This is a genomic window from Micromonospora sicca, from assembly GCF_003172935.1.
Classification (GTDB): domain Bacteria; phylum Actinomycetota; class Actinomycetes; order Mycobacteriales; family Micromonosporaceae; genus Micromonospora; species Micromonospora sicca.
The window spans coordinates 1-26878 of record NZ_QGKS01000389.1 but is presented as its reverse complement, the minus strand read 5'-3'; the positions used below and the strand labels follow the sequence as shown (position 1 = coordinate 26878).

Below are 26878 nucleotides of genomic sequence, written 5' to 3'. Positions count from 1 at the left end.
ACATGGGGGGTGGTGTCGGGGTTGGTTACTGGCGAGTAGCATCCGAGGGAAATGCCAGTGCCGGCTAGGAGGCTCAAGTGCCCCGTGAAGTTCGAGATGTCGTCTTCGTCGACGGCGTCCGTACCCCGTTCGGCAAGGCGGGTGGCATGTACGCCAACACCCGCGCCGACGACCTGGTGATCCGCTGCATCCGTGAGCTGCTGCGCCGCAACCCGCAGCTGCCGCCGGAGCGGGTCGAGGAGGTCGCCATCGCCGCCACCACCCAGATCGGCGACCAGGGCCTGACCATCGGCCGCACCGCCGCCCTGCTGGCCGGCCTGCCCAAGACGGTCCCCGGCTTCGCCATCGACCGGATGTGCGCCGGCGCGATGACCGCCGTAACCACCGTCGCCAGCGGCATCGCCATGGGCGCGTACGACATCGCCATCGCCGGCGGTGTCGAGCACATGGGCCGCCACCCGATGGGTGAGGGCGTCGACCCCAACCCGCGGATCATCGCGGAGAAGCTGGTCGACCCGTCCGCCCTGGTCATGGGCGCCACCGCGGAGAACCTGCACGACCGGGTCCCGCACATCACCAAGGAGCGCACCGACGCGTTCGCGCTCGCCTCGCAGCAGAAGACCGCCAAGGCGTACGCCAACGGCAAGCTGCAGGACGACCTGGTGCCGGTCGCCATCCGCGACGAGGAGAACGGCTGGGGCCTGGCCACCGTGGACGAGGCTCCCCGGGACACCTCGCTGGAGAAGCTCGCCTCCCTGAAGACCCCGTTCCGCCCGCACGGCAAGGTCACCGCGGGCAACGCGGCCGGCCTGAACGACGGCGCCACGGCCAGCCTGCTCGCCTCCGAGGACGTCGCCCGCGAGCTGGGCCTCCCGGTCGCCATGCGGCTGGTGTCGTTCGGCTTCGTCGGCGTCGAGCCCGAGGTGATGGGCGTCGGCCCGATCCCGTCGACCGAGAAGGCGCTGCGGATCGCCGGCCTGACCATCGACGACATCGGCCTGTTCGAGCTGAACGAGGCGTTCGCCGTGCAGGTGCTCGCCTTCCTCGACCACTTCGGCATCGCCGACGACGACCCGCGGGTCAACCCGTGGGGCGGCGCGATCGCCATCGGTCACCCGCTGGCGTCCTCGGGCGTCCGGCTGATGACCCAGCTCGCCCGGCAGTTCGCCGAGCACCCCGAGGTTCGCTACGGCCTCACCGCCATGTGCATCGGCATCGGCATGGGCGGCACCGTGATCTGGGAGAACCCGCACTGGGAGGGTGGCAACAAGTGAGCACGCTCGCCGCACCGAACGAGGTCGTCACCAAGGCGCTGCTGCGTCAGGTGAACGTACCCGGCCTGGACCGGCCGGCCGCCCTGATCACGCTGGACAACGGCTTCGACCACACCAAGCCGAACACCTTCGGCCCGGGCGGCCTGACCAGCCTGGACGAGGCGATCACCGCCGCCCTCGCGGCGAACCCGGCGTTCATCGCGGTCACCGGCAAGCCGTACATCTTCTGCGTGGGCGCGGACATCGTCGGCCTGCCGGCGCTCGCCGACCGCGCGCAGGCGCTGGAGATCGGCCGGCTCGGCCACCGGGTCTTTGCCCGGCTCAAGGACAGCGAGATCCCGACCTTCGCCTTCGTCAACGGCGCGGCGATGGGCGGCGGCCTGGAGCTGGCCCTGCACTGCCACTACCGGACGCTGTCCGGTGGCGCGGCGGCCCTGGCGCTGCCCGAGGTGTCGCTCGGCCTGGTCCCCGGCTGGGGCGGCACCCAGCTGCTGCCGAACCTGATCGGCATCCCGGCCGCCACCCAGGTGGTCATCCAGAACCCGCTGATGCAGAACAAGATGCTCAAGCCGAAGCAGGCCGCCGAGATGGGCATCGCGGACGTGCTGCTGGAGCCGGCGGACTTCCTGGAGCGGTCCCTCGAGTGGGCGGCCGGCGTGGTCCGGGGCGAGGTCACCGTGACCCGGCCCGAGGTCGACAGGGACATGTGGGCGGGCGTGCTCTACTTCGCCCGGCAGACCCTCGACCAGCGGCTGCACGGCGCGGTTCCGGCCGCGTACAAGGCGCTGGACCTGCTGGAGACGGCCAAGGACGCCGACTTCGCCACCGGCACCGCCGCCGAGGACGAGGCCCTGGCCGACCTGGTCTTCTCCGAGGAGCTACGCAGCGGCCTGTACGCCTTCGACCTGGTACAGCGGCGGGCCAAGCGGCCGGCCGGCGCGCCGGACAAGGGCCTGGCCCGCCCGGTCACCAAGGTGGGCATCGTCGGCGCCGGCCTGATGGCCAGCCAGCTCGCGCTGCTCTTCGCCCGCCGCCTCCAGGTGCCGGTCGTGATGACCGACCTGGACCAGTCGCGGGTGGACAAGGGCGTCGGCTACGTGCACACCCAGATCGAGAAGGCCGTCAGCAAGGGCCGGATGGACAAGGGCACCGCCGCCAAGCTGTACGGCCTGGTCAGCGGCTCCCCGAAGGCAGAGGCCTTCGCCGCGTCGACGCCGGGCCAGCTCACTTCGTTCGCTGACTGTGACTTCGTCATCGAGGCGGTCTTCGAGGACCTGAACGTCAAGAAGCAGGTCTGGGCCGAGCTGGAGAAGATCGTCAAGCCGGAGGCCGTGCTGGCGACGAACACCTCGTCGCTGTCGATCAGCGCGATGGCGGAGGAGCTGGAGCACCCGGAGCGGGTGGTCGGCTTCCACTTCTTCAACCCGGTCGCCGTGCTGCCGCTGCTGGAGATCGTCCGCGGTGAGCGGACCGACGACGTCGCCCTAGCCACCGCGTTCGCGGTGGGCAAGCAGCTGAAGAAGTCCTCGGTGCTGGTGAAGGACGCCCCGGCGTTCGTGGTCAACCGGCTCCTCACCCGCTTCCTCGGCACGGTCTTCGCCGCCGTCGACGCGGGCACCCCGCTGGACGTGGCGAACAGCGCGCTGGACCCGCTGGGCCTGCCGATGCGCCCGCTCGCCCTGCTCCAGCTGGTCGGCCCGGCCGTGGCGTACCACGTGGGCGGCACCCTGCACGCGGCGTACCCGGACCGGTTCGGGGTCAGCGAGAACCTCAAGCGGATCGCCGACTCCGGCCAGCCGATCGTGGTCGACGACCAGATCAACGCCGACGTCGCCAAGCTGCTCGTGGTCGGCGACCAGCCGCTGACCGCCGAGCAGGTACGCCAGAACGCGCTCGACGCGCTGGCTCAGGAGATCCGGCTGATGCTCGACGAGGGCGTCGTCGCCGAGGCGCAGGACATCGACCTGTGCATGATCCTCGGCGCCGGCTGGCCGTTCCACCTGGGCGGCGTCACGCCGTACCTGGACCGGACCGGCACCTCCGAGCGGGTCACCGGCCGGCGGTTCCTGCCGCGCGGGGTCGCCAGCCTGCGCGCCTGACCCTCCCGCTCCACCGCGATCGTCATTCCGGGCCGGACCGCCCGCGCCGACCGTGCCTTCCGTGGTACGGCGGCGCGACCGCCCGGGTGACCGACCGCCGAGCCGGGACCGGCGGGGCGCCCGGTCACGACCCGGCGGCGGTTTCGTCACCTCGTCGCCGGGCGGACAGCGGCACGTCATCCGGCCTGGCTACGATCACCCGTCACGATCTTCACCTGGAGCTGACCCATGTCCCAGCCGCCGTCCAATCCCTATCCCGGTTCCTACCCCCCGCCCCAGCAGCCCGGCGGCTACCCGCCGCAGCAGCCGGGCCCGCAGTACGGCGGGGGCTACCCGCCGCAGCAGCCCGGCCCCCAGTACGGCGGCTACCCGGGCGAGCAGTCCGCCCCGCAGGCCGGCTCCTACCTGGAGAGCGGCCAGCCGTCCTACGGCGCCCCGGCCGGCCCGCCACCGAAGAAGTCGAACGTCGGCCGGATCCTGCTGATCACCCTGGCCGTCGTGGTGGTGCTCTGCCTGGGCGGCGGCGCGGTCCTCTTCTTCGCCGCCAAGGACGAGGTCGGCGACGTGGTTGACGCCACCAAGACCCGGGTGACGGCGCCCGAGACCCTCGCCGGCCGCACGAAGTCCACCGACCCGGCCCTGGTGAAGGTCGCCAAGGACGTCGAGGACAGCCTTCGCAGCGACACGCCGAACGCGACGAGCGCCGTGAGCGCCTTCTACGGCAGCGCGGCGAAGAAGGACCTGGTGATGGTCGGCGCGGCCTCGGGCCTCAACCCAGATCCGGCCAAGTCCCTCGACGCCAACATCGGGTCGCTGGGCACCAGCGGTCTCGAAATCGGCGAGATGAAGACCGTCGACGCCGGCCCGCTCGGCGGCGAGGCGAAGTGTGGCGACGCCAAGGCGGGGCAGGTGCCGCTCGGGATCTGCGTCTGGAGCGACCGAGGCAGCACCGGGGTGATCGGCCTGTACTTCAAGACCGGCGCCGAGGCGCAGGCCCAATTCAGCACGATGCGCGGCCAGATCGAGCAGAAGGGCTGACGCCCGTCGGACAGGCGCACCGGGCCCCCGCCACTCGGCGGGGGCCCGGTGTCGTTTCCGGTCACCCTGCTGTTGGGGGCGACGCCGACGACGGTCAGACCGACCCGGCTCGTTCCGCGGCGCTGCGGCAGACGCAGAACTCGTTGCCCTCCGGATCGGCGAGCACGACCCAGCCAGTGCCGTTCGGGCGACGGCGGTCGGCGACCAGGACGGCGCCGAGCCCGAGCAGCCGCTCGACCTCCTCGTCCCGGGTCCGGTCGGCCGGTTGCAGGTCGAGATGGAACGCGCCCTTGCCGTGCCGCTCGCCGACCTCGGCGAAGAGCAGGTCGGGACCGTGGCCGCCGGGCGCGACCAGGACCGCCTCGGGGTCACCCGGCTGGTCGTCGTCGTGCAGCCGGCGGTCGAGCACGCCCGCCCACCAGCTGGCCAGGGTGTACGGGTCGTCGGACTCGACGGTGACGCAGTGGATCAACGCACTCACGGTGCTTCCTCCTGGTGGAGTGCGCCCCGCGGCAGTGGATGGTGTCAGCGGTGACCGGGGCGGGGCGCGGGACTGTTCCTGGTGGACATCGACCGCACCCCCTTCCGCGCGTCGGGCTGACGCGGCCGATCATGTCACCGCTCGGCCGCGCGGCACAACCCGTTGCGACGACGCCGGCCCGGCCCAGCGCTCGTCGCTGTAGAGGGCCGCCGGGGTGCCGGCCGGTACGTTGCCGTCCACGGCGCCCACCGCCGCGAACCCGGCGGTGCTGCTGCCGTCGTTGTGGTATGGGGCAGGAGGTCCGGTCAGTTCGGGCAGGGGGCGTCGGCCGAGGGCAGGGTGGCGGTCACCTCCAGGCCGCCGCCCGGCTGGGCGACCACCGTGACCGCGCCGCCGTGCGCGTCGCAGACCGCGCGGACGATGGAGAGCCCGAGGCCGGACCCGCGCGCGCCGGTCCGCTCCTGGCCGCCGCGCCGGAACGGCTCGAACAGCCCCGGCACGTCGGCCTGGGCGACCTCGAAGCCGGTGTTCCCCACCACCAGCCAGGAACGCTGCCCGTCGCTGCCGGTACGCACCCAGATCCGGCCGTGCAGGTGGTTGTAGCGGACCGCGTTCTCGATCAGGTTGCCGGCGAGCCGGTCCAGCAGCCCCGGGTCGCCGACCACCGGCGCCGGGCGCAGCGAGGTCTGCACCCGCAGGCCGATCCGTTCCACCTCGCGGGCGACGGCGGAGAGCGCGTTGGCGGTGCCGACCGCGAGGTCACACTCGGCGCGGCGGCCCAGCCGGCGGCCGGTCTGGGCCTCGCTGCGGGCCAGCACCAGCAGGGCGTCGACCAGCCCGTTGGCCCGCTCCGAGGCGTCCCGCACCACGGTCGCCATCCGGCGGTACTCGGCGATGTCCGCCTCGTCGTCGCTGAGCGTCACGTCGATCTCGGTCCGCATCACCGCGAGCGGGGTACGCAGCTCGTGCGAGGCGTTGGCGACGAAGCGTTTCTGCGCCTCGAACGCGGCGGCGATCCGGTCCAGCATCGCGTCGAACGTCTTGGCCAGCTCGGCCACCTCGTCGTCCGCCCCGGACCAGCCGATCCGCTGGTCGAGGGTGGCCTCCCCGAGGCGCTGGGCGGTCGCGGTGACCTGGTGCAGCGGGCGCAGCGCCCGGCCGGCCACCAGCCACGCCCCGGCGACCCCGACCACGCTGATCGCCAGCAACGCCAGCAGGCCCTTGACCAGGAGCTCCCGCGACGCGGCGTCGACCAGCTCCCGCTGCCACTGCCCGGCGTCCAGGGTGCGGCCGTCGGCGAGCACCACCGTGGTGCCGGGCAGCAGCTCGTCCGTCGGGCGCAGCGCGTCGCGGACCAGCAGCCAGGCGAGCAGCACCAGGATCACCCCGGCGCCGACCAGCAGCACCCCGTTGAGCAGGGTGAGCCGCAGCCGCAGCGTGGGACGCAGCCGCAGGGCGCTCATGCGGCCACCTCGGCCGTCCGGTAGCCGGCGCCCACCACCGTCTCGATCAGGGGCGGGTCGCCGAGCTTCTTGCGCAGCGTCATCACGGTGACCCGGACGATCGTGGTGAACGGGTCGGTGTTCGCGTCCCAGACCCGTTCCAGCAGCTCCTCGCTGGAGACCACCGCGCCGCGGGCCTTGAGCAGCTCGGCGAGGACGCCGAACTCCTTGTTGGTCAGGTCGACCGGCTCGCCGCCCCGGGTGACCACCCGACGGGCCGGGTCGAGCACCAGGTCGGCGACCTCCAGCACCGGCGGGGCGGCCGGGGTGGCCCGCCGGCCGAGCGCCTGCACCCGGGCGACCAGCTCGTCGAAGGCGAACGGCTTGGGCAGGTAGTCGTCGGCCCCGAGCTGCAGTCCCTCGACCCGGTCGGCGACGGTGCCGCTCGCGGTGAGCATCAGCACCCGGGTCAGGGTGCCCGACGCGGCCAGGTCGGCGCAGATCCGGTCGCCGGGCACGCCGGGCAGGTCCCGGTCCAGGATCACCACGTCGTACCGGGTGACGAAGGCGGCCTCGTGCCCGGTGTCGCCGTCGTACGCGACGTCCACCGCCATGCCCCGCTTGCGCAGCCCGCGCGCGATCGCGTCGGCGAGGTTGCGCTCGTCCTCCACCACCAGTACCCGCATCCCGGCCTCCTGCCTCGTGACCTCCCGACAACCTAGTGCCGGCTGCCAAACCGGCGGCCCTCGCCGTCGTTGCAGAAAACCTTCGGGTACGCGATGCTTCCCGGCACCCACCTACATGCGCGCCGCCCGGTGCGGCGGCCGGCGACGAGCGGACGGAGCTGCCATGACCGGAACGCCTGGGCGGAACATCGCGTACCGCGGCTTCCGCCTGCCGGCCGACCTCGACCTCGGCACGGCCGAGGGGGTGGTCGCCGTCCCGGGCGGCGTGACGATCGGGGCGCCGGTCGGACAACTCGACCACACCGACCCGCACACCGGCCGCACCGCCCGGTACGACCTGGCAACCTGGACCACCCCGGTGGTGTGGCCGGGCTTCGGCGTCGACGAGCTCGTCCCGTCCTGGACCGGGGACACCCCGGAGGGCGGCTGGCTCCAGGTCGAGCTGCGTGGCTGGGACGGGGACGCGCCGTCCACCGACTGGTACGTGCTGGGCCGCTGGGCCGCCGACGACACGACGATCCACCGCACCTCCGTGCCCGGCCAGACCCACGACGAGGCCTGGGCGAAGGTCGACACGATGGGCACCCTGCGCTCGCCGATCACCGGCTGGCAGGCGCGGGTCACCCTGTTCCGCCGGACCGACGTCGCGGCCGGCCCGGTGCTGCGTACCGTCGGGGCGGTGGCCTCGGCCGCGGACGTGGACCCGCCCGACCAGCCGGCCGCCACCGCGGCGGTCGGCGCGGCGCGCGGGCGGGTGCTCGACGTGCCCCGGTACGCGCAGCGCCTGCACGCCGGCGGCGAGACCCGCTGGGGCGGCGGCGGGGACTCCTGGTGCAGCCCCACCAGCGTGTCCATGGTGCTGGACTTCTGGGGCGCCGGCCCCACCCCCGACCGGTACGCCTGGGTGACCCCGCCCGGCCCCCGCCCGGTGGTGGTGCACGCCGCCCGGGGATGTTACGACCACGCCTACGCGGGCGCGGGAAACTGGCCGTTCAACACCGCGTACGCGGGGCTGCACGGGGTGGATGCCTTCGTCACCCGGCTGCGCTCCCTCGCCGAGGCGGAACTCTTCGTCGCGGCCGGGGTGCCGCTGGTCGTCTCCGCGCGATTCCGGCACGGGGAGATCCCCGGGCTCGACTACGACACCAACGGCCACCTGATGGTGCTGGTCGGGTTCACGGAGGCCGGCGAGCCGGTGCTCAACGACCCGTACGCCGCAACCGACGACGGGGTCCGCAGGACCGTGCCCCGGGACCGTCTCCAGGCCGCCTGGCTGGGCGGCAGCGGCGGCCTGGCGTACGTGATCCGGCCGGCCTCGCTGCCGCTGCCACCCGCCCCCGCGCAGGCCAACTGGTGAACCGCTGATCAGCGGCGGTCCGGCCAGACCACCAGGCCGCCGGAGGGCCGCAGGCAGACCAGGGCGGCGGTCGCCACGGCACAGTCGTCCCACGAGCCCGGCAACACGGCCCGGACCCGGGCCTGCCCGGCCGGGAGGTCCAGGTCGGCGACCAGGGTCCGGTCCTCGCCGAGCCGGCGGAGCCCGAGCAGCGCCGGCTCGTACCGGTCCCCGCCGCTCAGCCGCCAGCGACCGAGCCGGGCGAGGACGCCGCCGGTGCGCGGGTCGACCACCGACAGGTCCATCTCCAGGCCGACGGCCGGCGCGCTGGCGAGGAGCCGACCGTCGGCCGGGCCGATCCCGAGCCAGCGGTCGTTCGTCCAGAGGAGCCGCCCGGTGGCCGGGTCGATGGCCCGCACCCCGGAGCCCCGGTCGCGCAGGCAGATCACCACGGCGCAGTCGCTGAACCAGTCCACGGCCGACGGGCCGACCGGCCTGCTCCAGCGCCGGTCCAGCCGGTCCAGGCCGTACGCGGTGACCGTGCCCGGCGCCCCGTCGAGCAGCAGCAGGTCGCCGACGACCTGGGTGACCCGGTAGGACAACCCGTCCGGGGCCGGCGGCACCCGCCCGGCGCGCAGGAGCTCCCCCGAGCCGGCGTCGTGGACCTCCACCCGGCCCGCGGCGGTGACCAGCACCACCCGCGTCACGCCCCGGTCGCCGAACTCGTACGCGAGCCCGTTGCCGGGCAGCGGCAACGACCACCGGGCCCGGCCCGACACCGGGTCGACCGACCGGACGGTGCCCGTCCCGTCCGCCCGGGGCGTCTCGAAGAGCACGCCGCCGGCCTCCGTCCGCACCGGGTAGCCGGGCTGCCGCCAGCGCACCGCCCCGGTGTCCGGGTCCAGCGCGGTGGAGGCGGGGTCACCGGCCCCGGCGGGACTGCTGATCACCAGCACCGCGCCGGCCACCGTGGTGAGGCCGAGCGCGTGGTCGCCGGTGGGCAGGACGAACCGCCACAGCGGCTCCCCGCCGGGCAGCCGGTGCCCGGTCACCAGCCGACCCGACCGCCCCACGGTGCCCGGACCGTCGGCGACCACCAGCCGGTCGGCGAGCACCAGGAAGCCGGCGCCCTGCGGGGCGGGCACCGGCACGGACGGCCGCCGGCCCGGGGCGGCGGCCGAGCCGGCCAGACCGAGCAGCGCGGCACAGAGCAGCGCCACGAGGCGCGCCGACGGGGACGCGGGACGGCGCGGGCCGGGCGGCGGCTCGACCTCGTCGCCGTGCCGCAGCTCACCCAGCTCGATCACCCGGCTCACCGCAGCCGCCACAGCCCGAACCCGCCGTCGGCCCGCCGGCAGACGAGCACGCCCTCGCCGACCCGGCCGTCGTCGAGCAGGCCGGGCAGCGCGCCGATCACCCGGGCCCGGGCGGCGCCCAGATCCGGCTCGGCCACGACCAGCCGCCCGTCCCGGCCCCGCCGGGTGCCGATCAGCGGATCGTCCCGGTCGGACCAGACCGCCAGCTCCCACCGGCCCAGGTCGGCCAGCAGCCGATCGGTGGCCGCGTCGAGGTACGGCCGCGCGGCGGGCCGGGGCCGCCGGGTCGACGGCACCCGCGTCGGGTCGTCGCGGAGCTCACCCAGATCGATGACGGTCACGGCCCCCCTCCCCGCCCGCCCGCCGGACGGGCGCCGTCGGAACGCACCGGCGCGGCCGGGGGCGACAGCCCGCCGCCTGTACGATGGCCCGTCGTGGCCGTGCCGGTGGTAGACCCCTCGTTGAACTCCGCTTCCGTCGCGGTCGAGCCCGTCGTGGCCGACCCGCCGCGCCGGCCCCGACGCCGGCCGGCCCGCGCCGACGTGCTGGCCATCGGAGCCTATGCGTTGCTCGGCGTTCTCGTCTGCCTCAACTACTGGGTGGACGTCCAGCACCGGGTCTCGTCGCACCTGCCGACGGACCACAGCTGGTTCGAGTGGCTCTTCGCGCACGGCGCCTACTCGGTGCGGCACCTGGAGAACCCGCTCTTCACCGCCCGGCAGAACGCACCGGACGGCGTGAACATGATGGCGAACACCTCGCTGCTCGGGGTCACCCTGCCGCTCGCGCCGCTCACCCTGCTCCTCGGCCCCCAGGTGATGTACGCGCTCTACCTGGGTGGGGCGCTCGCCGCGACGGCCGGCACGTCGTACTGGATGCTGTCGCGGCACCTGGTCCGCTCCCGGGGCGCGGCCTTCGTGGGCGGCGCGTTCCTCGGCTTCGCGCCCGGCATCGTGCACCACGCCAACGGGCAGCCGAACTTCGTCTCGAACTTCCTGCTCCCGCTGATCGTGGTGCGGGTGCTGCGCCTCGGCGAGCCGGGCCGGTGGTGGCGCAACGGGATCGCGCTCGGCGTGCTGGTCGCGTACCAGATCTTCATCAACGAGGAGATGCTGCTGCTCACCGCGCTGGCCTGCCTCGTGGTGGTGGCGGCCTACACCGCGCAGCGACGGAGGGCGGCGTGGGCCCGGGCCGGCAACTTCCTCGCCGCCGGCGGCGTCGGCGCCGGGCTCGCCCTGCTGCTGACCGCGTACCCGATCTGGTTCCAGTTCAACGGGCCGCAGTCCTACCGGGGCCTGCAGGGCGGCGTCTTCCACAACTGGGGCGAGGACCTCGCCGCGTTCGTCACCTTCGCCCGGGACACCGTCGCCGGGGACGAGGCGGTGGAGCAGACCATCGGGCTGACCGAGCAGAACACCTGGTTCGGCTGGCCGCTGGTGCTGGTCGCGCTGGTCGCCCTGGTGCTGCTGGTCCGTCGCTCGCTCGCCGCCCGGATCCTCGCCGTGCTGGTGGTGGTCTTCGGCGTCGCGGCGATCGGCCCGAAGGTGCGGTTCGACGGGGTGGAGACCGCGATCGACGGGCCCTGGGCGTACGTGCCGGACGACCTGCCGCTGGTCGAGATGATGATGCCGACCCGGCTCTCCCTGGTGGTGGTCGCCGCGGTCGGGGTGCTGCTGGCGCTGGCCTGGGACGCCCTCAGCGGTGGCGGCCGCCCGCCGGTGCCGGCCCCGCGCACCGCGCCCGACGCCGGGGCCGCCGCACCGCCGGCCGCCCGGTCACGTCGCCGGTGGCTGCGCCCGATCGGGTACGCCGCGATCACGCTCGCGGTGCTGCCGCTCTTCCCCCGACCGCTGCCCGCCCAGCACGTGGACCCGCCGCCGCACTTCATCACGGCCAGCGGCTGGCGCCCGTACGTCCCGGCCGGCCGGACGCTGGTGCCGGTGCCCGTCCCGAGCAACGTGCACGGCCTGCCCACGTTGCGCTGGAGCGCGCTGACCGGGCAGGAGTTCCCCGTCCCGGGCGGCTACTTCATCGGGCCGAACGAGCGGGGCGAGGGCGTCTTCGGCGCGCCGAACCGGCCGACCAGCACCCTGATCTACGCCACCATGGACGCGAACCGGGTACCGCCGCTCACCGGCGAGAACCGCCGCCAGGCGGTCGAGGACCTGCGGTTCTGGCGGGCCTCGGTGGTGGTGCTCGGCGCCAACCCGCGCGAGGCGGTGCTGCGGGAGCTGATGACCGCCCTGCTCGGCCCGCCGCGGCGGGTCGAGGACGTCTGGCTCTGGGACGTCCGCGGCCTGGTGTAGCGCCACGGCTCCCCGCCGGCGGCCGCCGGCTGGCCGCGGCCGGCGTCGCCGAGGTCACCCGGACAGCCGCCGGCTGCACCGGCCGCGGCCCGCTCAGCCGACCAGCGACCGGACGTCCCAGAGGTGGCCGCCGGGCACGTCCCGGCCGGGGCCGACGAGGGCGTCCAGCGTCGCGCGGACCGGGTCGGCCGGCGTCGAGCCGGCCTGGACCAGGACGGCGGCCCGCCAGTGGCGCAGGTCCTCGACCGCCTGGCGACGGTCCGCGTCGCCGACCGGCGGCACCTGGCCGCTCTCCGCGGCCCGGCGCAGCAGCAGCGAGGTCGGGGTGTCCGGCGCGCCCCAGTGCGCGGTCGGGTCGGCCGCGCTGTCCGGGCCGATGAAGTAGCCGCCCGGCGCGGCGAAGGCCAGCCCGGTCCGGGCCGACCAGAACGTGGCCGGGCTGACCGCCGCCCCGGTCACCGGGGGCACCGGCACCAGGGTCCGGCCCGGCGGCACGTACGCCCGCCAGCCGCCGTCGGCCACGAACGCCGGCACCGGCCCGGCGGGCACGGTACGGATCGGCGTCGGGGCGAGCGGGAGCAGCGCGGCCGCCACCGCCCCGGTCCAGAACAGCCGCCGCCCCGGCCCGACGCGGTGGTCGTACGCCCGGTCCAGGGCGAGGGCGAGCAGCACCCCCAGCACCGGCACGCAGACCAGCGCGAACCGGGCCGGCACCACCAGGTCGAGCAGCGGCACCCCACGGAGCAGCCGGTACGGCCCGGGCAGCCCGGTCTCCTGGTGGTCGACCCGGATCTCGGTGCCGAGGGAGAGCAGGGCGAAGAGCAGGCCGCAGCCGGCCAGCGCGCGGACCAGGGGCCGCCGCCACAGCCAGACCACCACCAGCACGGCGAGCAGCGGCAGAACCGGCCCGAAGAAGGAGTTCTCCTCGGTCGCGTTCGGCGACAGCAGCCCCGCCGAGTGGGCGTCCCCGGCGACGGTCTGCCGGGCGGCGGCGGTGAACGAGGCCGCGTCGAGGCGGAAGCCCGCCGCGAAGAAGGGCATCCCGGCGTAGTTGCCGGGACCGTGGAACTGGAACCACAGCGGATACGCCAGCAGCGCCCCCGCCACCAGCGCGCCGACGCCGAGCCGGCCGAGCAGCGCGGGTGCCCGCCGCCGCGCGCCGGCCGGGTCGGCCAGCGCGTACGCCCCGGCGAGGACCCCGGCGGCGAGGGCGAGGAAGACCAGCACCTCCTCACCGAGGAAGACCTGGTACGCCACCGCCAGCCCGAGCAGCACGCCGTCCCGCCGCACCCGGTCGGCGGCGGGCCGGAACACCAGTCCGAGGATCACCGGGACCAGGAACTGGGCGGCCATGTGCAGGTGCGCCCCGGCCTGCGAGACCATCCCCGGGGCGAAGCCGCAGAACAGCCCGCCCACCGCCGCCGCGGCCCGGGAGCGGACCAGCCAGCGGGCCAGCAGGGCGTACCAGGCGGTGGCGGTGCCGGCCAGGCAGCAGACCACGGCCACCAGGAAGGCCGTCTGCGAGCCGAACAGCCAGGTCACCGGGGCCAGCGGCACACCCAGCCCGAGCACCGAGGTGTTGGCCATCAGGTTGACCCCGTCCGGGACGTTCAGGGCCGTGCTGTGCAGCGGGTTCTCCGCGCCGGCCACCGCCCGCGCGGCCCGGGCCAGCATCCACTCGAAGAGCATCTGGTCGCCGGCCTGGTGGAAGAGCCGCTCGGGGCGGCCCCACTGCCCGCCGGTGAGCAGCACAGCCAGCCCGAGGTAGCCGGCCACCACCAGCGCGTCGACGGGACGCGGCGCGCGGCGGCGGGGCCGGTCCGCCGGGGGCGCGTCGGGCGGGACGGCGGCCGGCGGGGCGGCGGTCAGGCCGACCGGTCGGTCAGTGTCCGGACGTCCCACAACCACACGTCCAGCTCCTGCCGGCCGGGGCCGACCAGCTGCTCGACGGTACGCCGCAGCGGCTCGGCGTTCTGCTGGCCCAGCGGCAGCACCACGACGGCGGCCCGCCAGTGCCGCAGCTCGTCCAGGCAGCGGCGGCGCTGCCGGTCGTCCAGCTTCGGCGTGCGGCCGGTGGTGGCCACCTCCTCGAGCAGGTCGCCGATGCCGCTCGGCCGCCCGCCGAACCGGCCCGGGTCGCCGGTCACGCCGTTGCGCGGGGCGAGGAAGTAACCACCGGGGATCTTGAAGTCCAGGTTGGTGCTGGCGGCCCAGCGCATCGCGTGGGTGTTGCCCATGCTGGGCACCGGCACCGACACCAGGGTCTGGTCCGGGCCGACGTACTCGCGCCAGCGGTCGGCGGTGATGAACCGCGGCACCGCCGGGCGGGTGGTGACCTGCAGCGGCATCGGCGCGATCGGCAGCAGCGCGAGGACCAGGCCGGCGACTGCCAGCGTCCGCACGGTCCGCCGCTCGGGCGTCCGCAGCGACCAGGCCCGCTCGACCGCCAGGGCCAGCAGCACCCCGATCACCACGGTGGTGATCAGGCCGAACCGGGTGGGCACCACCGCGTCGAGCAGCGGCAGCCGGACCAGCAGCTCCCACGGGCCGGTGCCGAGGTCCCGGTCCCACCAGGACACCCGCTCGCCGAGGGAGAGCACCGCGAAGCACAGCCCGGTCGCCGCGAGCGCCCGGACCACCACCTCGCGCCGCAGCCAGGCCACGATGCCGACGGCCAGCAGCGACAGGCTCCAGCCGAAGAAGGCGTTCTCCTCGGAGTAGTTCGGGGCGAGGTTGACGTTGGCCCGCTCGCTGCCGCCGAGGGTGGGCGAGCCGGGGGCGAAGAACGCGGCGATGTCGTTGCCGTAGTCGCGGACCGTGTCGCTGAGCCCGTGGTACGCCATCGGCCCGGCGAACTGCACCCAGAGCGGGTACGCCAGCAGCGCCCCGGCCAGCAGCGCGCAGACCGCCAGCCCGGTGGCGAGCGGGCGCCACGCGGCCGACCAGCGGTCGCGCCGCTGGGCGAGCACGGCGAGCAGGAAGACGCCGCAGGCCAGCGCGGTGAAGAGGAGGATCTCCTCGTTGATGAACGCCTGGACGGTGACCAGCAGGGCGAGCAGCGCGCCGTCGCGGACCGGGCGGGTGGCGCGGGTCAGCACCAGCACCCGCCACACGATGAACGGCAGCAGGAACTGGGAGATGATGTTGGGGTGCCAGTTGGCGTGCGAGAGCATCGCCGGCGAGAACCCGCAGAACCAGCCGCCGACCGCGGCGGCCAGCCGGGTCCGTACGACGTGTCGGGAGAGCACGTGGTACCAGGCGGCGGCGGTGCCGGCGAGGCCGAGCGTCACCAGCGTCACGAAGGACACGGCCGGTCCGAAGAGGAGGGTCACCGGCACCATCGGGATGCCGAGCGCCAGAATGGCGGTGTTCGCCATCAGGTTGACCCCGTCGGGGTAGTTGAACTGGTCGGTGTAGAACGGGAACTCGCCGTGCAGCACCACCCGCACCGAGTGGGCGAGGAAGAACTGCACCTGCGCCGGGTCGCTGCTGTAGAGCGAGGCGACCCGACCGGCCGGGTCGGCCCAGATCCGGCTGGTCACCCAGACCGCGGCGAGCAGGAAGACGCCGTGTACCGCGAGGTCCTGCCGGCGGGGCGTCCGCCGCCAGCGGCGCAGCGGCGCCGCCAGCCGTCCTCCGGCGCCCGGCCGCACCGGAGTGTCCAGGGTCACGGCGGACTCGGAGCCGGCGCGGGCGTCGGGTCGGGACTCGACACGGGGCTCGGCAGAGGTCACAGTCGGCGGAGTCTACCGGAGCCGGAAACGGCACGAAACGCAACGCGTCGTCCTATGTGGCGGGTGGGCCGGGCGAGGCGGTCGCGGTCCGGCGACCGGACATCTCGTACCATGTGGCTTCGAAAACACGACCGGCGACGCGATCGGGGGCGTACAGGTGGCTTCAGTCCGCCGGCGCGGCACGACAGCCACCGCACTGCTGACCCTGCTGCTGAGCGTGACCGCGTGCGGTCCGGTCGCCGACCGGCGGGCGACGACGCTGCCGGTCGGCTACGACACCCTGGACGGGTCGCTGACGGTGTGGCCGCCGCGCGGCAGCCTGGCCGGTGACGCCGCCACCACGGCGGCGGTCACCGCAGCGGTACGGGACTGGCGGTCGCCGGTCGACGACCGGGCGCACCTGCCCTCGTCGGGCATCCTCTTCTCCGGCCAGGTGGACGGGGCGCCGCTGGCCCTGGTCGCCGCGGACGTGCCCGGCGAGAGCGCGTCCTGGCTGCTCCAGCTCACCCGGGACGGCGACCGGTGGGCGGTCAGCCACGCCACCGAGTACACCGACCCGGGCTACCTGGTCTACTCCGACGTGCTGCCGGTCCAGCTCCCGGCCGGCCGGCGCTACCTGACCTCGGCCCGGGTGGAGCGGCTGCTCGACCCTGACGGGCGGGCGCTGCCCACCGCCGACGGCCTCACCGCGCCGGTCGCGGTGCCGGCCTGCCGGGCGGTGGAGCTGACCGCGTCCCTGCGGCCCACCCGGTCGCTGCCGCGGGGCCGGGCCGCGGACCGCCTGCTCGACCTCGGTACGGCCACCGCCGACCCGCGGTACCCGCTGGTCCGCGACGAGACCGGCTCCGGCCGCCGGGCCCTGACCGGGCTGGACACCTGTGTGCTCGCCGGCGAGCGGGGCCCGTTCGGCAGCATCCCGCGCCGGATCGGCGACCGGGACGCCCCCCGCTCGGTGCCGGAGTCGTGGCCGATGGCCAGGCTCGCCGTCCGCTCCCTGGGCGAGGTCGCCCTCGGGGGCGGCGAGCCGGCCGACCTGGAGCAGCTGAGCTGGGAGAGCGCCACCGGCACGATGACCGCGGTGGTCTACCGTCCGGCCGACGGCGGGGCCCCGGTGGTCTCCCCCGCCGACCGCTCCACCACCCTCCAGGCGTACCTGCTGCCGATGCCGGGGCAGCCGCTGGCGGTGCTGAGCTGGCGGGCCACCCGGGACGCCTCGTTCGCCGCGCCGCCGGGCACGTCACGCCTGGTGGACCGGCCGGGGCTGGTGGTGGCGCCACAGCCGACGAGGAAGCAGACGTTCAGCCTGGCCGGCACCGAGAAGACCTGGTACCGGTCCGTCGGCGGCCGCTGACGTCGTTTGTTGCGGTGGTGGGGTTCGCGGGTCGAGCGCCGTCCGGCCCTTCTTGCTGATGACAAGAGGGGTGACCCTGATCAGCAGGGCCACCCCTCTGCGTGGTGCGTCAGTTCTTGGCGCCGGCCTCGTCACGCTGGACGTCGTCGACGGGCTGGGCGTCCAGGCCGGAGATCCAGCCGGTGACGTCCCGGGCCACGTCCTGCGCGGTCAGGCCGAGGTCCGCGAGGATCTGGGCGCGGGTGCCGTGCGGGTGCCAGTCGGCCGGTACGCCCAGGTCGCGCAGCGGCACCCGGACGTCGGCGTCCCGCATCGCCTGGGCGAGGGCGTCGCCGACGCCACCCACCCGGACGCCGTCCTCGACGGTGACCACGAGTCGGTGGCCGGCGGCGAGCTCGACCAGCTCGGCCGGGACCGGCCGGACCCAGCGCGGGTCGACCACAGTCACCCCGTAGCCCTGCTCGGCGACCCGGGCGGCCACCTCCATGCCCAGCGCGCCGAAGGAGCCGACGGCGACCAGCAGAACGTCGGTCCGGGCCGACTCGGCGAGCACGTCGACGGTGCCGACCCGGCGTACGGCCGGCAGGTCGGCGGCGACCGTGCCGGTCGGGAAGCGGACGATGGTCGGGCCATCGTCCACGGCGACCGCCTCGCGCAGCTCCTCGCGGAGGCTGCCGGCGTCCCGGGGGGCGGCGATCCGCAGGCCGGGCACCACGCCGAAGACGGACATGTCCCAGATGCCGTAGTGGCTCGGCCCGTCCGGGCCGGTGACGCCGGCCCGGTCCAGCACGAAGGTCACCGGCAGCTTGTGCATCGCCACGTCCAGCAGGACCTGGTCGAAGGCCCGGTTGAGGAAGGTGGCGTAGACCGCCACCACCGGGTGCAGGCCGCCCATCGCGAGGCCGGCCGCCGAGGTGGCGGCGTGCTGCTCGGCGATGCCCACGTCGTACGTCCGCTCGGGGTACTTGCGGGCCAGCTTGGCGATGCCGGTCGGCTCGGCCATGGCGGCGGTGATGCCGACCACGTCGGGCCGCTCGTCGGCGATGGCGACCAGCTCGTCGGCGAAGACGTGCGTCCACTTCACCGACGGCGCGGCGACCAGCTGGCCGGTCTCGACGTCGAAGGCACCACCCGGGCCGTGCAGGCAGTCCGCCTCGTCCTCCTCGGCCGGCCGGTAGCCGTAGCCCTTGCGGGTAACCGCGTGCACTATCACCGGGCCGCCGAAGTTCTTCGCCGCCCGCAGCGCCGACTCGACCGCGGCGACGTCGTGGCCGTCGACCGGGCCGACGTACTTGATGCCGAGGTCCTCGAACATGGCCTGCGGGGCGACCGCGTCCTTGATGCCCTTCTTGACCGCGTGCAGCACCTCGTACATCGGCTTGCCGACCAGCGGGGTCGAGCCGAGGGCCTCCTTGACGGTGTCGAGCACCTTCTCGTAGCCGGGGTTGAGCCGCAGCGAGGAGAGGTGGTCGGCGAGCCCGCCGATGGTCGGCGAGTACGACCGGCCGTTGTCGTTGACCACGATCACCAGCGGGTTGCCGGCGGTGGCGATGTTGTTCAGCGCCTCCCAGCACATGCCGCCGGTCAACGCGCCGTCGCCGACCACGGCCACCACGCTGCGCTGCTCGCCCCGCACGGCGTACGCCTTGGCCAGCCCGTCCGCGTACGACAGGGCGGTGGAGGCGTGCGAGTTCTCGATCAGGTCGTGCTCGCTCTCCGCCTGGCTCGGGTAGCCGGAGAGGCCACCGCGCTGGCGGAGCTTGTCGAAGCCGTCCTGCCGGCCGGTGAGGATCTTGTGTACGTAGGCCTGGTGGCCGGTGTCGAACAGGAGCCGGTCCCGGGGGGAGTCGAACACCCGGTGCATGGCCAGGGTCAGCTCCACCACGCCCAGGTTCGGACCGATGTGCCCGCCGGTGCGGGAGACCTTGGCGATCAGGAAGTCACGGATCTCGGCGGCGAGGATGTCCAGCTGCTCGGCGCCCATCCGCTTCACGTCCTGCGGACCACGGACCGTGCCCAGCAGCCGACCGTGGTTGGCCGTGCCCTCTTCAACACTCATGACGGAAGAGTCTATCGGCCCTCCGACAGCCCGCAGCGCGGCCCGAGGTCACCGCAGGTCGGGGCGGGTATGCCCGGCTCACCCCGGTGCTCGGCGCCCGCCGCCGAGCATCAGCCGGCGCGGACGCCCCGGCGGGGCGGCGGCGGCCCCGGAGTGTGGGATTCCGCACCCCGCGTCGGCGTTTCGGGCCGGCTCAGCCGGGCGGCAGGAGCAGGCCCACCAGCTCGACGTGCTGGGTCATCGGGAACAGGTCGAAGCCGCGCAGCGCGGCCAGCCGCCAGCCCAGGCCGGCGAAGGTGCGCACATCCCGGGCGAAGGCGGCCGGGTCGCAGGCGACGTACGCCACCGCCCGGGGGCGGCCGGCCACCACGTCCCGCACCACCTGGGCGCCCGCGCCGGTACGCGGCGGGTCGAGCACCACCACGTCCACCGGGCCGGTGACCCGGCGGCGGGCCAGCGCGGTCTCCACCCGGGCCGCGACCACCTCCACCCGGGGCAGGTCGGCCAGGTTCTGCCGGGCCGCGGCCACGCCCTCCGCGGCGGACTCGACCAGGGTGACCCGGGCATCGCCGACCCGACCGGCCAGGGCCGCGGCGAAGAGCCCGGCGCCGCCGTACAGGTCCCAGGCGGTCTCGCCGGGGCGCGGGTCGAGCAGGTCGAGGACCGCCCCGACCAGGGTGTCCGCCGCGACCGGGTGCACCTGCCAGAAGCCGGACGCGGGCAGCGACCACTCCCGCCCGGCGGCCACCTCCCGCACCACCGCCGGTCCGCTGACCGGCGTCGGGACCCTCTCGGCCACCGCCACCACGCTGACGTCGCCGCCGGTGGAGGCGACCGTCTCGACCGCCTCCGCGTCCGGCCAGCGGGCCCCGCTGGCGGCGAGCACCGGCAGCTCCTGGATCGCCGGGTGGGCGATCAGGCAGCGGTCGATCGGCACCACCTCGTGCGAGCGGTGCTTGAGCAGCCCGGCCCGGCCGGCGCCGTCGACCGCGTACCGGACCCGGGAGCGCCAGCCCAGCAGCCCGCCGGGCAGCGGCTCGACCCGGACGCCCAGCTCGTCGACCTCGGCGTCGGTGAGCCCGCCCAGCCGGGTGAGCTGCTCGCGCACCACGGCGGTCTTCCAGTCCAGTTGCGCCCCGGGCGCCACGTGCTGCAGGTCGCAGCCGCCGCAGCGGCCCGGCTTCGCGTACGGGCAGGGCGGCTCGACCCGGTCCGGGGACGCGTCGAGGATCTCCACCGCGTCGGCCCGGGCGAAGCCCCGGTGCAGCTCGGTCACCTCGGCCACCACCCGCTCGCCGGGGAGCGCGTGCCGCACGAAGACCACCTGGCCGTCGAACCGGGCCACGCAGTGCCCGCCCGGGGCGACCGCGTCCACGGTCAGCTCGACCCGCTCGGCCTCCTCCAGCCCCCGCCGCGCGCCGACCGTCTCGTCGACGTCCGCGCCGGCGGCGGCGTCCCGCGCGCCGGTCCGGCCGGACCCGGCCGTCACGGGCGCTCCCCGGCCGGGCCGCTCTCGCCGGGCGGCGCGGAGACCACCGGCGGGACGGTCGGCGGCAGGGTGCTGCGCGGGGCGACCCGCGGCCCGCGCGCCGGCCCGCGGCTGAGCGTGGCGTCCAGCCGGTCCAGGTTCTTGGCGGCGGTCGAGGCGAGCTGCCACGGCACGCTGGTCACCATCACCCCCGGCTCGAAGAGCAGCCGGCCCTTGAGCCGCAGCGCGCTCTGGTTGTGCAACAGGTTCTCCCACCAGCGGCCGACCACGTACTCGGGGATGAAGACGGTGACCACGTCGCGCGGCGACGCCCGGCGGGTGGAGGCCACGAAGTTGAGGATCGGCCGGGTGATCTCCCGGTACGGCGAGTCGACCACGGTCAGCGGGACGGGCATCTCCCGCCGCTCCCACTCCTCCTGGAGCTGGCGGGTGTCCTTCTCGTCCACGTTCACGGTCACCGCGGTGAGCGTGTCCGGCCGGGTCGCCCGGGCGTACGCGATGGCCCGCAGGGTCGGCTGGTGCAGCTTGCTGACCAGCACGATGGCGTGGTTGCGGGCGGGCAGCACGCCCCGCGCCTCGGTCGGCTCCAGCTCGGCGGCGACCCGGTCGTAGTGCCGGCGGATGGCCAGCATCAGCAGGTAGATCACCGCCATCGCGGCGATCGCGATCCAGGCGCCGAGCAGGAACTTGGTGATCAGCACGATGACCAGCACGATGCCGGTCATCGCCATGCCGAAACTGTTGATGGCCCGGGAGCGGATCATCCGGTGGCGCGCCTCCGGGTCCCGCTCGGTCCGCAGGTGCCGGTTCCAGTGCCGGATCATGCCGGCCTGGGAGAGCGTGAAGGAGACGAAGACGCCGACGATGTAGAGCTGGATCAGCCGGGTCACCTCGGCCTGGAACCCGATGATCAGCACGATCGCGAAGACGGCGAGGAAGACGATGCCGTTGGAGAAGGCCAGCCGGTCGCCCCGGGTGTGGAACTGCCGGGGCAGGTAGCGGTCCTGGGCCAGGATCGAGCCGAGCACCGGGAAGCCGTTGAACGCGGTGTTCGCGGCCAGGAAGAGGATCAGCGCGGTCATCCCGGCGACGACGAAGAGCAGCGCCGAACCGGAACCGAAGACCGTCTCGCCGAGCTGGGTCGTGACGGTCTTCTGCACGTACCCGTCGGGCCCGGAGACGATCTGCGAGGGGTCCTCGACGAACTGGAGGCCGGTGAGCCGGGACAGCCAGATGATGCCGACCAGCATGCTCACCGCGATGGTGCCGAGCAGCAGCAGGGTGGTGGCCGCGTTGCGGCTCTTCGGCGCCTTGAACGCGGGCACCCCGTTGGAGATGGCCTCCACACCGGTGAGCGCGGCGCAGCCGGAGGAGAAGGTCCGCAGCAGCAGGAAGACCAGCGCGAAGCCGGCCACGCTGTGCTCCGGGCGGATCACCAGGTCGGCGCTGGGGGCGCGCAGGTCGTCGCCGAGCACGAAGACCCGGACCAGCCCGGTGAGGATCATCCCGACCATCACGATGATGAAGCCGTAGGTGGGGATCGCGAAGGCGGTTCCCGACTCGCGCAGCCCGCGCAGGTTGATCGCGGTCAGCACCGCCACCGCGAGGACCGCGATCAGCACCTTGTGGGTGCCCACGAAGGGCACCACCGAGCCGAGGTTGGCCACGCCCGAGGAGACCGACACCGCGACGGTGAGCACGTAGTCGACCAGCAGCGCGCTGCCCACCGCCAGGCCGGCGCGCGGCCCGAGGTTGACCGTGGCCACCTCGTAGTCACCGCCACCCGAGGGGTAGGCGTGCACGTTCTGCCGGTAACTGGCCACCACGGTGAGCATCACCACGACGACGGCGAGCGCGATCCACGGCGAGAACAGGAACGCCGACGCCCCCGCGATGGAGAGGGTCAGCAGGATCTCGTCCGGCGCGTACGCGACGCTGGAGAGCGCGTCGGAGGCGAAGACCGGCAGCGCGATGCGCTTGGGGAGGAGGGTGTGCTGGAGCCGGTCGGACCGGAACGGTCGACCGACGAGGAGTCGCTTCAGCAGCGAGGTGGGACTGGCCACAAGCGCTAAGGGTACGACCAACCCCCGCCGACCGTCGGGGGTGCCTGATCAACCTTCCGCGCGCCCGCGCGGTACGGTCGGTCCCCCGCCCGGGGCGGGGACGTGGCAGGCTCGCAGACGACGGGCCCACCGGGGCGCACCGTGGGAGGAGCGGACACCGTGCATGTCGTGATCATGGGCTGCGGCCGGGTCGGGTCGACCCTCGCCCACAGCCTGGAGTCCCGGGGGCACTCGGTGGCGGTGATCGACCAGGACGCGGACGCGTTCCGCCGCCTCGGCCCCGACTTCGCCGGCATCACCGTCACCGGTGCCGGGTTCGACGGCGAGGTGCTGCGTCAGGCCGGCATCGAGCGGGCGGACGCCTTCGCGGCCGTCTCCAGCGGCGACAACTCCAACATCATCTCGGCCCGGCTGGCGCGGGAGACCTTCGGCGTCTCCCGGGTCGCCGCCCGCATCTACGACCAGCGCCGGGCGCAGGTCTACGAGCGGCTCGGCATCCCCACCGTGGCCACCGTCCGGTGGACCGCCGACCGGATGCTGCGGCACCTGGTCCCCGAGGGCAACGTCGAGATCTTCCGGGACCCGACCAGCACGGTGTCGATCGTCGAGGTGCCGGTGCACAAGGATTGGATCGGCCGGCCGCTGCGGCAGCTGGAGGAGGGCGTCGGGGCCCGGGTGGCGTACCTGATCCGCTTCGGGATCGGGATGCTGCCGACCGCCTCCACCGTGGTGCAGGAGGGCGACCAGGTCTTCATGCTGGTGACCGACGACATCGTGGGCTCGGTCACGGCGGCGGCGGCGACGCCGCCGGAAGGAGGGCAGTGAGCATGCGCATCGCCATCGCCGGCGCCGGCAACGTCGGCCGGTCGATCGCCCAGGAGCTGATCGACAACGGCCACCAGGTGATGCTGATCGAGCGACAGCCCAAGATGCTCCGGCCGGACCGGGTGCCGGCCGCCGAGTGGGTGCTCGCCGACGCCTGCGAGCTGACCAGCCTGGAGGAGGCCAACGTCGCCGGCTGCGACGTGGTGGTCGCCGCCACCGGTGACGACAAGGTCAACCTGGTGGTCTCGCTGCTGGCCAAGACCGAGTTCGCGGTGCCCCGGGTGGTCGCCCGGGTCAACCGGGCCGAGAACGAGTGGCTCTTCACCGACCAGTGGGGCGTCGACGTCGCGGTGAGCAAGCCGCGGGTGATGGCCGCCCTGGTCGAGGAGGCGGTCACCGTCGGCGACCTGGTCCGGCTGATGACCTTCCGGCAGGGCGAGGCGAACCTGGTCGAGATCACCCTGCCGCCCACCGCGCCGTACGTCGGCCAGCCGATCCACGCGGTGCCGCTGCCCCGGGACGCCGCCCTGGTGGCGATCCTGCGCGGCAAGCGGGTGCTGGTGCCGAGCCCGGACGACCCGATCGAGGCCGGCGACGAGCTGGTCTTCGTGTGCACCGCCCAGGTGGAGGACGAGGTCCGCGCGGTGATCCTCGGCCCGGACAGCGTCGAGCGCACCCGCGGCAAGGGCTGACGCCCGACGGTCACGGCCGGCCGCGGCGGGCGGCCGGCGCCGGGGCTCAGGCGCCGGGCAGCGGCTGCGGCGCGGTCTCCCGGGTCACCCGGCGCACCGCCCAGACCGTGACGAGCAGCAGCAGCGCGTACGGCGGGTAGCCCAGCGCCAGCCGGGCCACGCCCAGCGCGGTGTCCTGGTGGGCCAGGTAGAGCCCGGCCTGCACGCCCACCTTGGCCAGCCAGACCACGCCCCAGAGCACGGTGAGCTGGGTGAAGGTGCGCACCAGCCGCGGGTCGTCCCGCCACTCGGCGCGCCCCTTGGCGACCAGCACCGACCAGATCCAGCCGACCAGCGGCTGCCGGATCGCCGCCGAGATCAGCAGGGCGAGCCCGTAGCCGATGCCGTACAGGATGCCGGGAAGGTAGAAGTCCCGCTCTTCACCGGTACGCCAGGCGATGGCCGCGCCGATCGCGATGCCGAAGAGCCCGTTGACGGCGTGCCGGACCGGCCGGCGCTGGGCCAGCCGCAGACCGGCGATGAGCAGCGCCACCGCCACCGAGGCGACGACCGCGGGGCGCAGCTCGCCCACCACGTTGGCGATCACGAAGACCACCACGGGGATGCTCGACTCCACCAGGCCACGCCAGCCGCCGAGCTGGTCGGCCATCTGCTCGGCGAGGCTGGGCAGCCGTTCGTCGTCCGGCGGCCCGGTCTCCGGCTCGGTGGTCCGGTGCGGTCCGGTCGTCACTTCGGCGACTCCAGCTCGTAGTACGGGTTGTAGATCACCTTGCGGTCGTCCCGTACGGCCATCCGGCCGCGGGCGGTCAGGTGCCGGCCCGGCTCGATGCCGGCGATGTGCCGGCGGCCCAGCCAGACCAGGGTGACCACGTCGCTGCCGTCGTAGAGGTCCGCCTCCAGCGTCGGCAGGTTCGTCCGGGGCGTGTAGACCACCGTGCGGAGCCGTCCGGCGACGGAGACCACCTGGCCCCGCATGCACTGCCGGGCCGGCGTGCCGCCCGACTCGGCGCTCTCCCGGCGCAGCTCCTGCGCCTCGATCTCGGCCTCGCTCGCGGTGAGCCGTTGCAGGATGCGCCGCAGCGACACCCGACCCTCGTCGGTCGTCATGACCTCCGCGTCACCCTCTCCACGCTGGCCGGTCCGCGCCGGCGCTGGCCCGACCCCGGGATGCCGGAACCGTCCCGCCAGCGTACGCCGATCCGGCGGCGCGACGGAGCCGGCGTCCGCGGCGGCACCTCCCCGGCGTACGGCGGCGACGGCGGACGCACGACGGGCCCGGCGCCCGCCGGCGGGAGCCGACGGGACCGGGCCCGGGTTGCTTGCTCAGGCCTCGCGCTGGCCGGGTGCGGGGTTCTCCTGGTCGGCCTGCTCGGCCATCTCGCGGGGCAGCCGCAGCGGCAGCGGCTCGCGGACCGGCTTCGCCTCGTGCCCCCGGTCGACCACCAGGTTGTCGAGGCAGACCGCCAGCGGGCCGGCCGAGGCCGGGTCGGTGGCGGCCGCGCCCTGGTAGACGCCGCGGACCATCCAGCGCGGCCCGTCGATGCCGACGAAACGCAGGTCGGTCATGCCGTCCGGGGTGCGGACCCGGGCGTGCAGTTCGGTGCCGTACTCCCCCTCGACCTCGCGGGCGGCGGCGCCGTCGTTGAACAGCGACTGCCGGATCTCCTCGCGCACCTCGTCCCAGATGCCCTCGGAGCGGGGCGCCGCGAAGACGCCGAGCTGCAGGGCGTTCTCCCCGTGCACGAGCACGACCTGCTGGATCACGCCCTGCGGGTCGGCCTGCACCCGGACCTCGACGTCGGGCACCGCCGGGATCTGCAGGCTGCCCAGGTCCAGCCGGGGCATGTCGGGCGCCTCGGAGACGTCGTACGGCCCCCGGGACGGCGCCGCCGGGGTCGACTCCTCGGTGTCGTAGGAGTCGAGGACCTCGGCGGTCCGCTCGTCACGCGCGTGCCGCGCGCCACCGGCCCGCTTTCGGGAGAAGATCACTGCGCCCACCCTCCGCTGTTCGCACTCACCCTGCCACCTCTTCCGTCCGCCCACTCGTCAGGTCGGGCGATTCCCGGCGCCCGTCGGCGCCCGCCGGGGCCGGGATCAGCCCGGCGTGCCCGCCGGTGGACCCGTGCCCACCGGCCCCGCGCCGGGACGCGGGCAGCTCCGCCACCGGCTGGAACTCGGCGCGCGCCACCCGCTGCACGACGAGCTGCGCGATCCGGTCGCCACGGCTGATCTTCGCCGGCACGTCCCGATCGTGATTGATCAGGTTGACCAGGATCTCACCCCGGTAGCCGGCGTCGACCGTACCGGGCGCGTTCAGCACCGTCACGCCGAGCCTGGCCGCCAGCCCCGACCGGGGATGGACCAGCCCCACGTACCCCTCCGGGAGGGCGAGCGCCACCCCGGTGGGGACCAGGGCCCGCCCGCCGGGCGGCAGCTCGACGTCCGCGGCGGCCACCAGGTCCGCGCCGGCGTCGCCGGGATGGGCGTACGCCGGCAGCGGCAGCTCGGGGTCGAGCTGCCGTACGGGCACGGGTACGACGTCTGTCACGGTCTTCCTCTTCCGTCCGGGTCCAGGGGTGACCCTGCCATCCTGCCGGTTGGCGGGCCGGTCGTGCGCCGTACCCTCGGAGTGTGAGCCTGTCGCCATCCCCGTCGCCCGCCCCGGCCCCGTCGGCGGCGCCCCCGGC

The 26878-nt window shown here is 74.6% G+C and carries 22 protein-coding genes; 8 read left to right on the top strand and 14 right to left on the bottom strand.

The window, feature by feature from the left end; genetic code table 11:
- Positions 1-77 precede the first annotated feature (77 nt).
- The 3 genes from DKT69_RS30590 (at position 78) to DKT69_RS30580 (ending at position 4411) form a co-directional block, all read left to right on the top strand.
- Entirely contained in the window at positions 78-1274 is a 1197-nt protein-coding gene (locus tag DKT69_RS30590) for a thiolase family protein (protein WP_089010475.1), read from the top strand.
- A complete protein-coding gene (locus tag DKT69_RS30585) occupies positions 1271-3373 on the top strand; it encodes a 3-hydroxyacyl-CoA dehydrogenase NAD-binding domain-containing protein (RefSeq protein ID WP_109804913.1) in 2103 nt (700 codons plus the stop codon). Before DKT69_RS30590 ends, DKT69_RS30585 begins: the two co-directional genes overlap by 4 nt.
- Before the next feature lie 228 nt (positions 3374-3601).
- Positions 3602-4411 (top strand): flagellar basal body-associated FliL family protein, encoded by an 810-nt coding sequence (locus DKT69_RS30580; protein WP_109804912.1) that lies wholly within the window; start codon positions 3602-3604, stop codon positions 4409-4411.
- Positions 4412-4505: 94 nt separating this feature from the next.
- Here DKT69_RS30580 and DKT69_RS30575 read toward each other — a convergent pair whose 3' ends face one another.
- The 3 genes from DKT69_RS30575 to DKT69_RS30565 form a co-directional block, all read right to left on the bottom strand.
- The gene (locus tag DKT69_RS30575) at positions 4506-4892 is read right to left on the bottom strand and encodes a VOC family protein (RefSeq protein WP_109804911.1); all 387 of its coding nucleotides are present in this window, start codon (positions 4890-4892) and stop codon (positions 4506-4508) included.
- Between the two features lie 305 nt (positions 4893-5197).
- Positions 5198-6355, bottom strand: coding sequence for a sensor histidine kinase (locus DKT69_RS30570; protein ID WP_201749940.1), 1158 nt, complete (start codon positions 6353-6355; stop codon positions 5198-5200).
- Positions 6352-7020, bottom strand: coding sequence for a response regulator transcription factor (locus tag DKT69_RS30565; protein WP_109804910.1), 669 nt, complete (start codon positions 7018-7020; stop codon positions 6352-6354). Before DKT69_RS30565 ends, DKT69_RS30570 begins: the two co-directional genes overlap by 4 nt.
- 163 nt (positions 7021-7183) lie before the next feature.
- Between DKT69_RS30565 and DKT69_RS30560 the strand changes: the two genes are divergently transcribed.
- Positions 7184-8377 carry a C39 family peptidase gene (locus tag DKT69_RS30560; protein ID WP_236648455.1) on the top strand — a complete coding sequence of 398 codons (1194 nt, stop codon included), beginning with the start codon at positions 7184-7186 and terminating at the stop codon, positions 8375-8377.
- Positions 8378-8385: 8 nt separating this feature from the next.
- Here DKT69_RS30560 and DKT69_RS30555 read toward each other — a convergent pair whose 3' ends face one another.
- Positions 8386-9684: an outer membrane protein assembly factor BamB family protein gene (locus DKT69_RS30555; protein ID WP_236648454.1), complete on the bottom strand. Its 1299-nt coding sequence runs from the start codon at positions 9682-9684 to the stop codon at positions 8386-8388.
- A complete protein-coding gene (locus DKT69_RS30550; protein WP_109804909.1) occupies positions 9669-10013 on the bottom strand; it encodes a hypothetical protein in 345 nt (114 codons plus the stop codon). Before DKT69_RS30550 ends, DKT69_RS30555 begins: the two co-directional genes overlap by 16 nt.
- A gap of 120 nt (positions 10014-10133) precedes the next feature.
- On the opposite strand from DKT69_RS30550, the gene DKT69_RS30545 reads away from it, so the two are divergent.
- The gene (locus DKT69_RS30545) at positions 10134-11978 is read left to right on the top strand and encodes a DUF6311 domain-containing protein (RefSeq protein ID WP_438361894.1); all 1845 of its coding nucleotides are present in this window, start codon (positions 10134-10136) and stop codon (positions 11976-11978) included.
- 93 nt (positions 11979-12071) lie between these two features.
- Here the strand turns inward: DKT69_RS30545 and DKT69_RS30540 are convergent, their stop codons facing one another.
- Positions 12072-13880, bottom strand: a complete 1809-nt coding sequence (locus DKT69_RS30540) for a hypothetical protein (RefSeq protein WP_236648453.1) — start codon at positions 13878-13880, stop codon at positions 12072-12074.
- Positions 13844-15712, bottom strand: a complete 1869-nt coding sequence (locus DKT69_RS30535; RefSeq protein WP_109804906.1) for a DUF6311 domain-containing protein — start codon at positions 15710-15712, stop codon at positions 13844-13846. Before DKT69_RS30535 ends, DKT69_RS30540 begins: the two co-directional genes overlap by 37 nt.
- A gap of 157 nt (positions 15713-15869) precedes the next feature.
- Between DKT69_RS30535 and DKT69_RS30530 the strand changes: the two genes are divergently transcribed.
- Entirely contained in the window at positions 15870-17063 is a 1194-nt protein-coding gene (locus tag DKT69_RS30530; protein ID WP_109804905.1) for a hypothetical protein, read from the top strand.
- Positions 17064-17172: 109 nt separating this feature from the next.
- Here DKT69_RS30530 and dxs read toward each other — a convergent pair whose 3' ends face one another.
- The 3 genes from dxs to DKT69_RS30515 all read right to left on the bottom strand — a co-directional run bounded on the left by dxs (position 17173) and on the right by DKT69_RS30515 (position 22674).
- A complete protein-coding gene (gene dxs, locus DKT69_RS30525; RefSeq protein WP_109804904.1) occupies positions 17173-19122 on the bottom strand; it encodes a 1-deoxy-D-xylulose-5-phosphate synthase in 1950 nt (649 codons plus the stop codon).
- Positions 19123-19315: 193 nt separating this feature from the next.
- Positions 19316-20527 (bottom strand): class I SAM-dependent RNA methyltransferase, encoded by a 1212-nt coding sequence (locus DKT69_RS30520; RefSeq protein WP_236648456.1) that lies wholly within the window; start codon positions 20525-20527, stop codon positions 19316-19318.
- A gap of 80 nt (positions 20528-20607) precedes the next feature.
- Positions 20608-22674, bottom strand: coding sequence for an APC family permease (locus DKT69_RS30515; protein WP_109804902.1), 2067 nt, complete (start codon positions 22672-22674; stop codon positions 20608-20610).
- Between the two features lie 159 nt (positions 22675-22833).
- On the opposite strand from DKT69_RS30515, the gene DKT69_RS30510 reads away from it, so the two are divergent.
- Both DKT69_RS30510 and DKT69_RS30505 read left to right on the top strand, forming a co-directional pair.
- Positions 22834-23499 carry a potassium channel family protein gene (locus tag DKT69_RS30510; RefSeq protein ID WP_109804901.1) on the top strand — a complete coding sequence of 222 codons (666 nt, stop codon included), beginning with the start codon at positions 22834-22836 and terminating at the stop codon, positions 23497-23499.
- A 2-nt stretch (positions 23500-23501) separates the two neighbouring features.
- Positions 23502-24191 carry a potassium channel family protein gene (locus tag DKT69_RS30505; RefSeq protein ID WP_109804900.1) on the top strand — a complete coding sequence of 230 codons (690 nt, stop codon included), beginning with the start codon at positions 23502-23504 and terminating at the stop codon, positions 24189-24191.
- A 46-nt stretch (positions 24192-24237) separates the two neighbouring features.
- On the opposite strand, the gene DKT69_RS30500 is transcribed toward DKT69_RS30505, so the two are convergent.
- The 4 genes from DKT69_RS30500 to dut all read right to left on the bottom strand — a co-directional run bounded on the left by DKT69_RS30500 (position 24238) and on the right by dut (position 26739).
- Entirely contained in the window at positions 24238-24921 is a 684-nt protein-coding gene (locus tag DKT69_RS30500) for a DUF3159 domain-containing protein (RefSeq protein WP_109804899.1), read from the bottom strand.
- Positions 24918-25298 carry an OB-fold nucleic acid binding domain-containing protein gene (locus DKT69_RS30495; RefSeq protein ID WP_109804898.1) on the bottom strand — a complete coding sequence of 127 codons (381 nt, stop codon included), beginning with the start codon at positions 25296-25298 and terminating at the stop codon, positions 24918-24920. The genes DKT69_RS30500 and DKT69_RS30495 overlap by 4 nt, the downstream gene beginning before the upstream one ends.
- Before the next feature lie 216 nt (positions 25299-25514).
- Entirely contained in the window at positions 25515-26180 is a 666-nt protein-coding gene (locus DKT69_RS30490) for a DUF3710 domain-containing protein (protein ID WP_109804897.1), read from the bottom strand.
- A 25-nt stretch (positions 26181-26205) separates the two neighbouring features.
- Complete coding sequence (gene dut, locus DKT69_RS30485) at positions 26206-26739, bottom strand: dUTP diphosphatase (RefSeq protein WP_109804896.1); 534 nt, start codon at positions 26737-26739, stop codon at positions 26206-26208.
- Positions 26740-26878: the final 139 nt, after the last annotated feature.

Bases quoted from the DNA above. Each gene is read 5' to 3' on its own strand.
- DKT69_RS30580 (WP_109804912.1), top strand. From the start codon at position 3,602: ATGTCCCAGCCGCCGTCCAATCCCTATCCCGGTTCCTACCCCCCGCCC.
- DKT69_RS30560 (WP_236648455.1), top strand. From the start codon at position 7,184: ATGACCGGAACGCCTGGGCGGAACATCGCGTACCGCGGCTTCCGCCTG.
- DKT69_RS30505 (WP_109804900.1), top strand. From the start codon at position 23,502: ATGCGCATCGCCATCGCCGGCGCCGGCAACGTCGGCCGGTCGATCGCC.
- DKT69_RS30570 (WP_201749940.1), bottom strand. From the start codon at position 6,355: ATGAGCGCCCTGCGGCTGCGTCCCACGCTGCGGCTGCGGCTCACCCTG.
- DKT69_RS30495 (WP_109804898.1), bottom strand. From the start codon at position 25,298: ATGACGACCGACGAGGGTCGGGTGTCGCTGCGGCGCATCCTGCAACGG.
- dxs (WP_109804904.1), bottom strand. From the start codon at position 19,122: ATGAGTGTTGAAGAGGGCACGGCCAACCACGGTCGGCTGCTGGGCACG.
- DKT69_RS30565 (WP_109804910.1), bottom strand. From the start codon at position 7,020: ATGCGGGTACTGGTGGTGGAGGACGAGCGCAACCTCGCCGACGCGATC.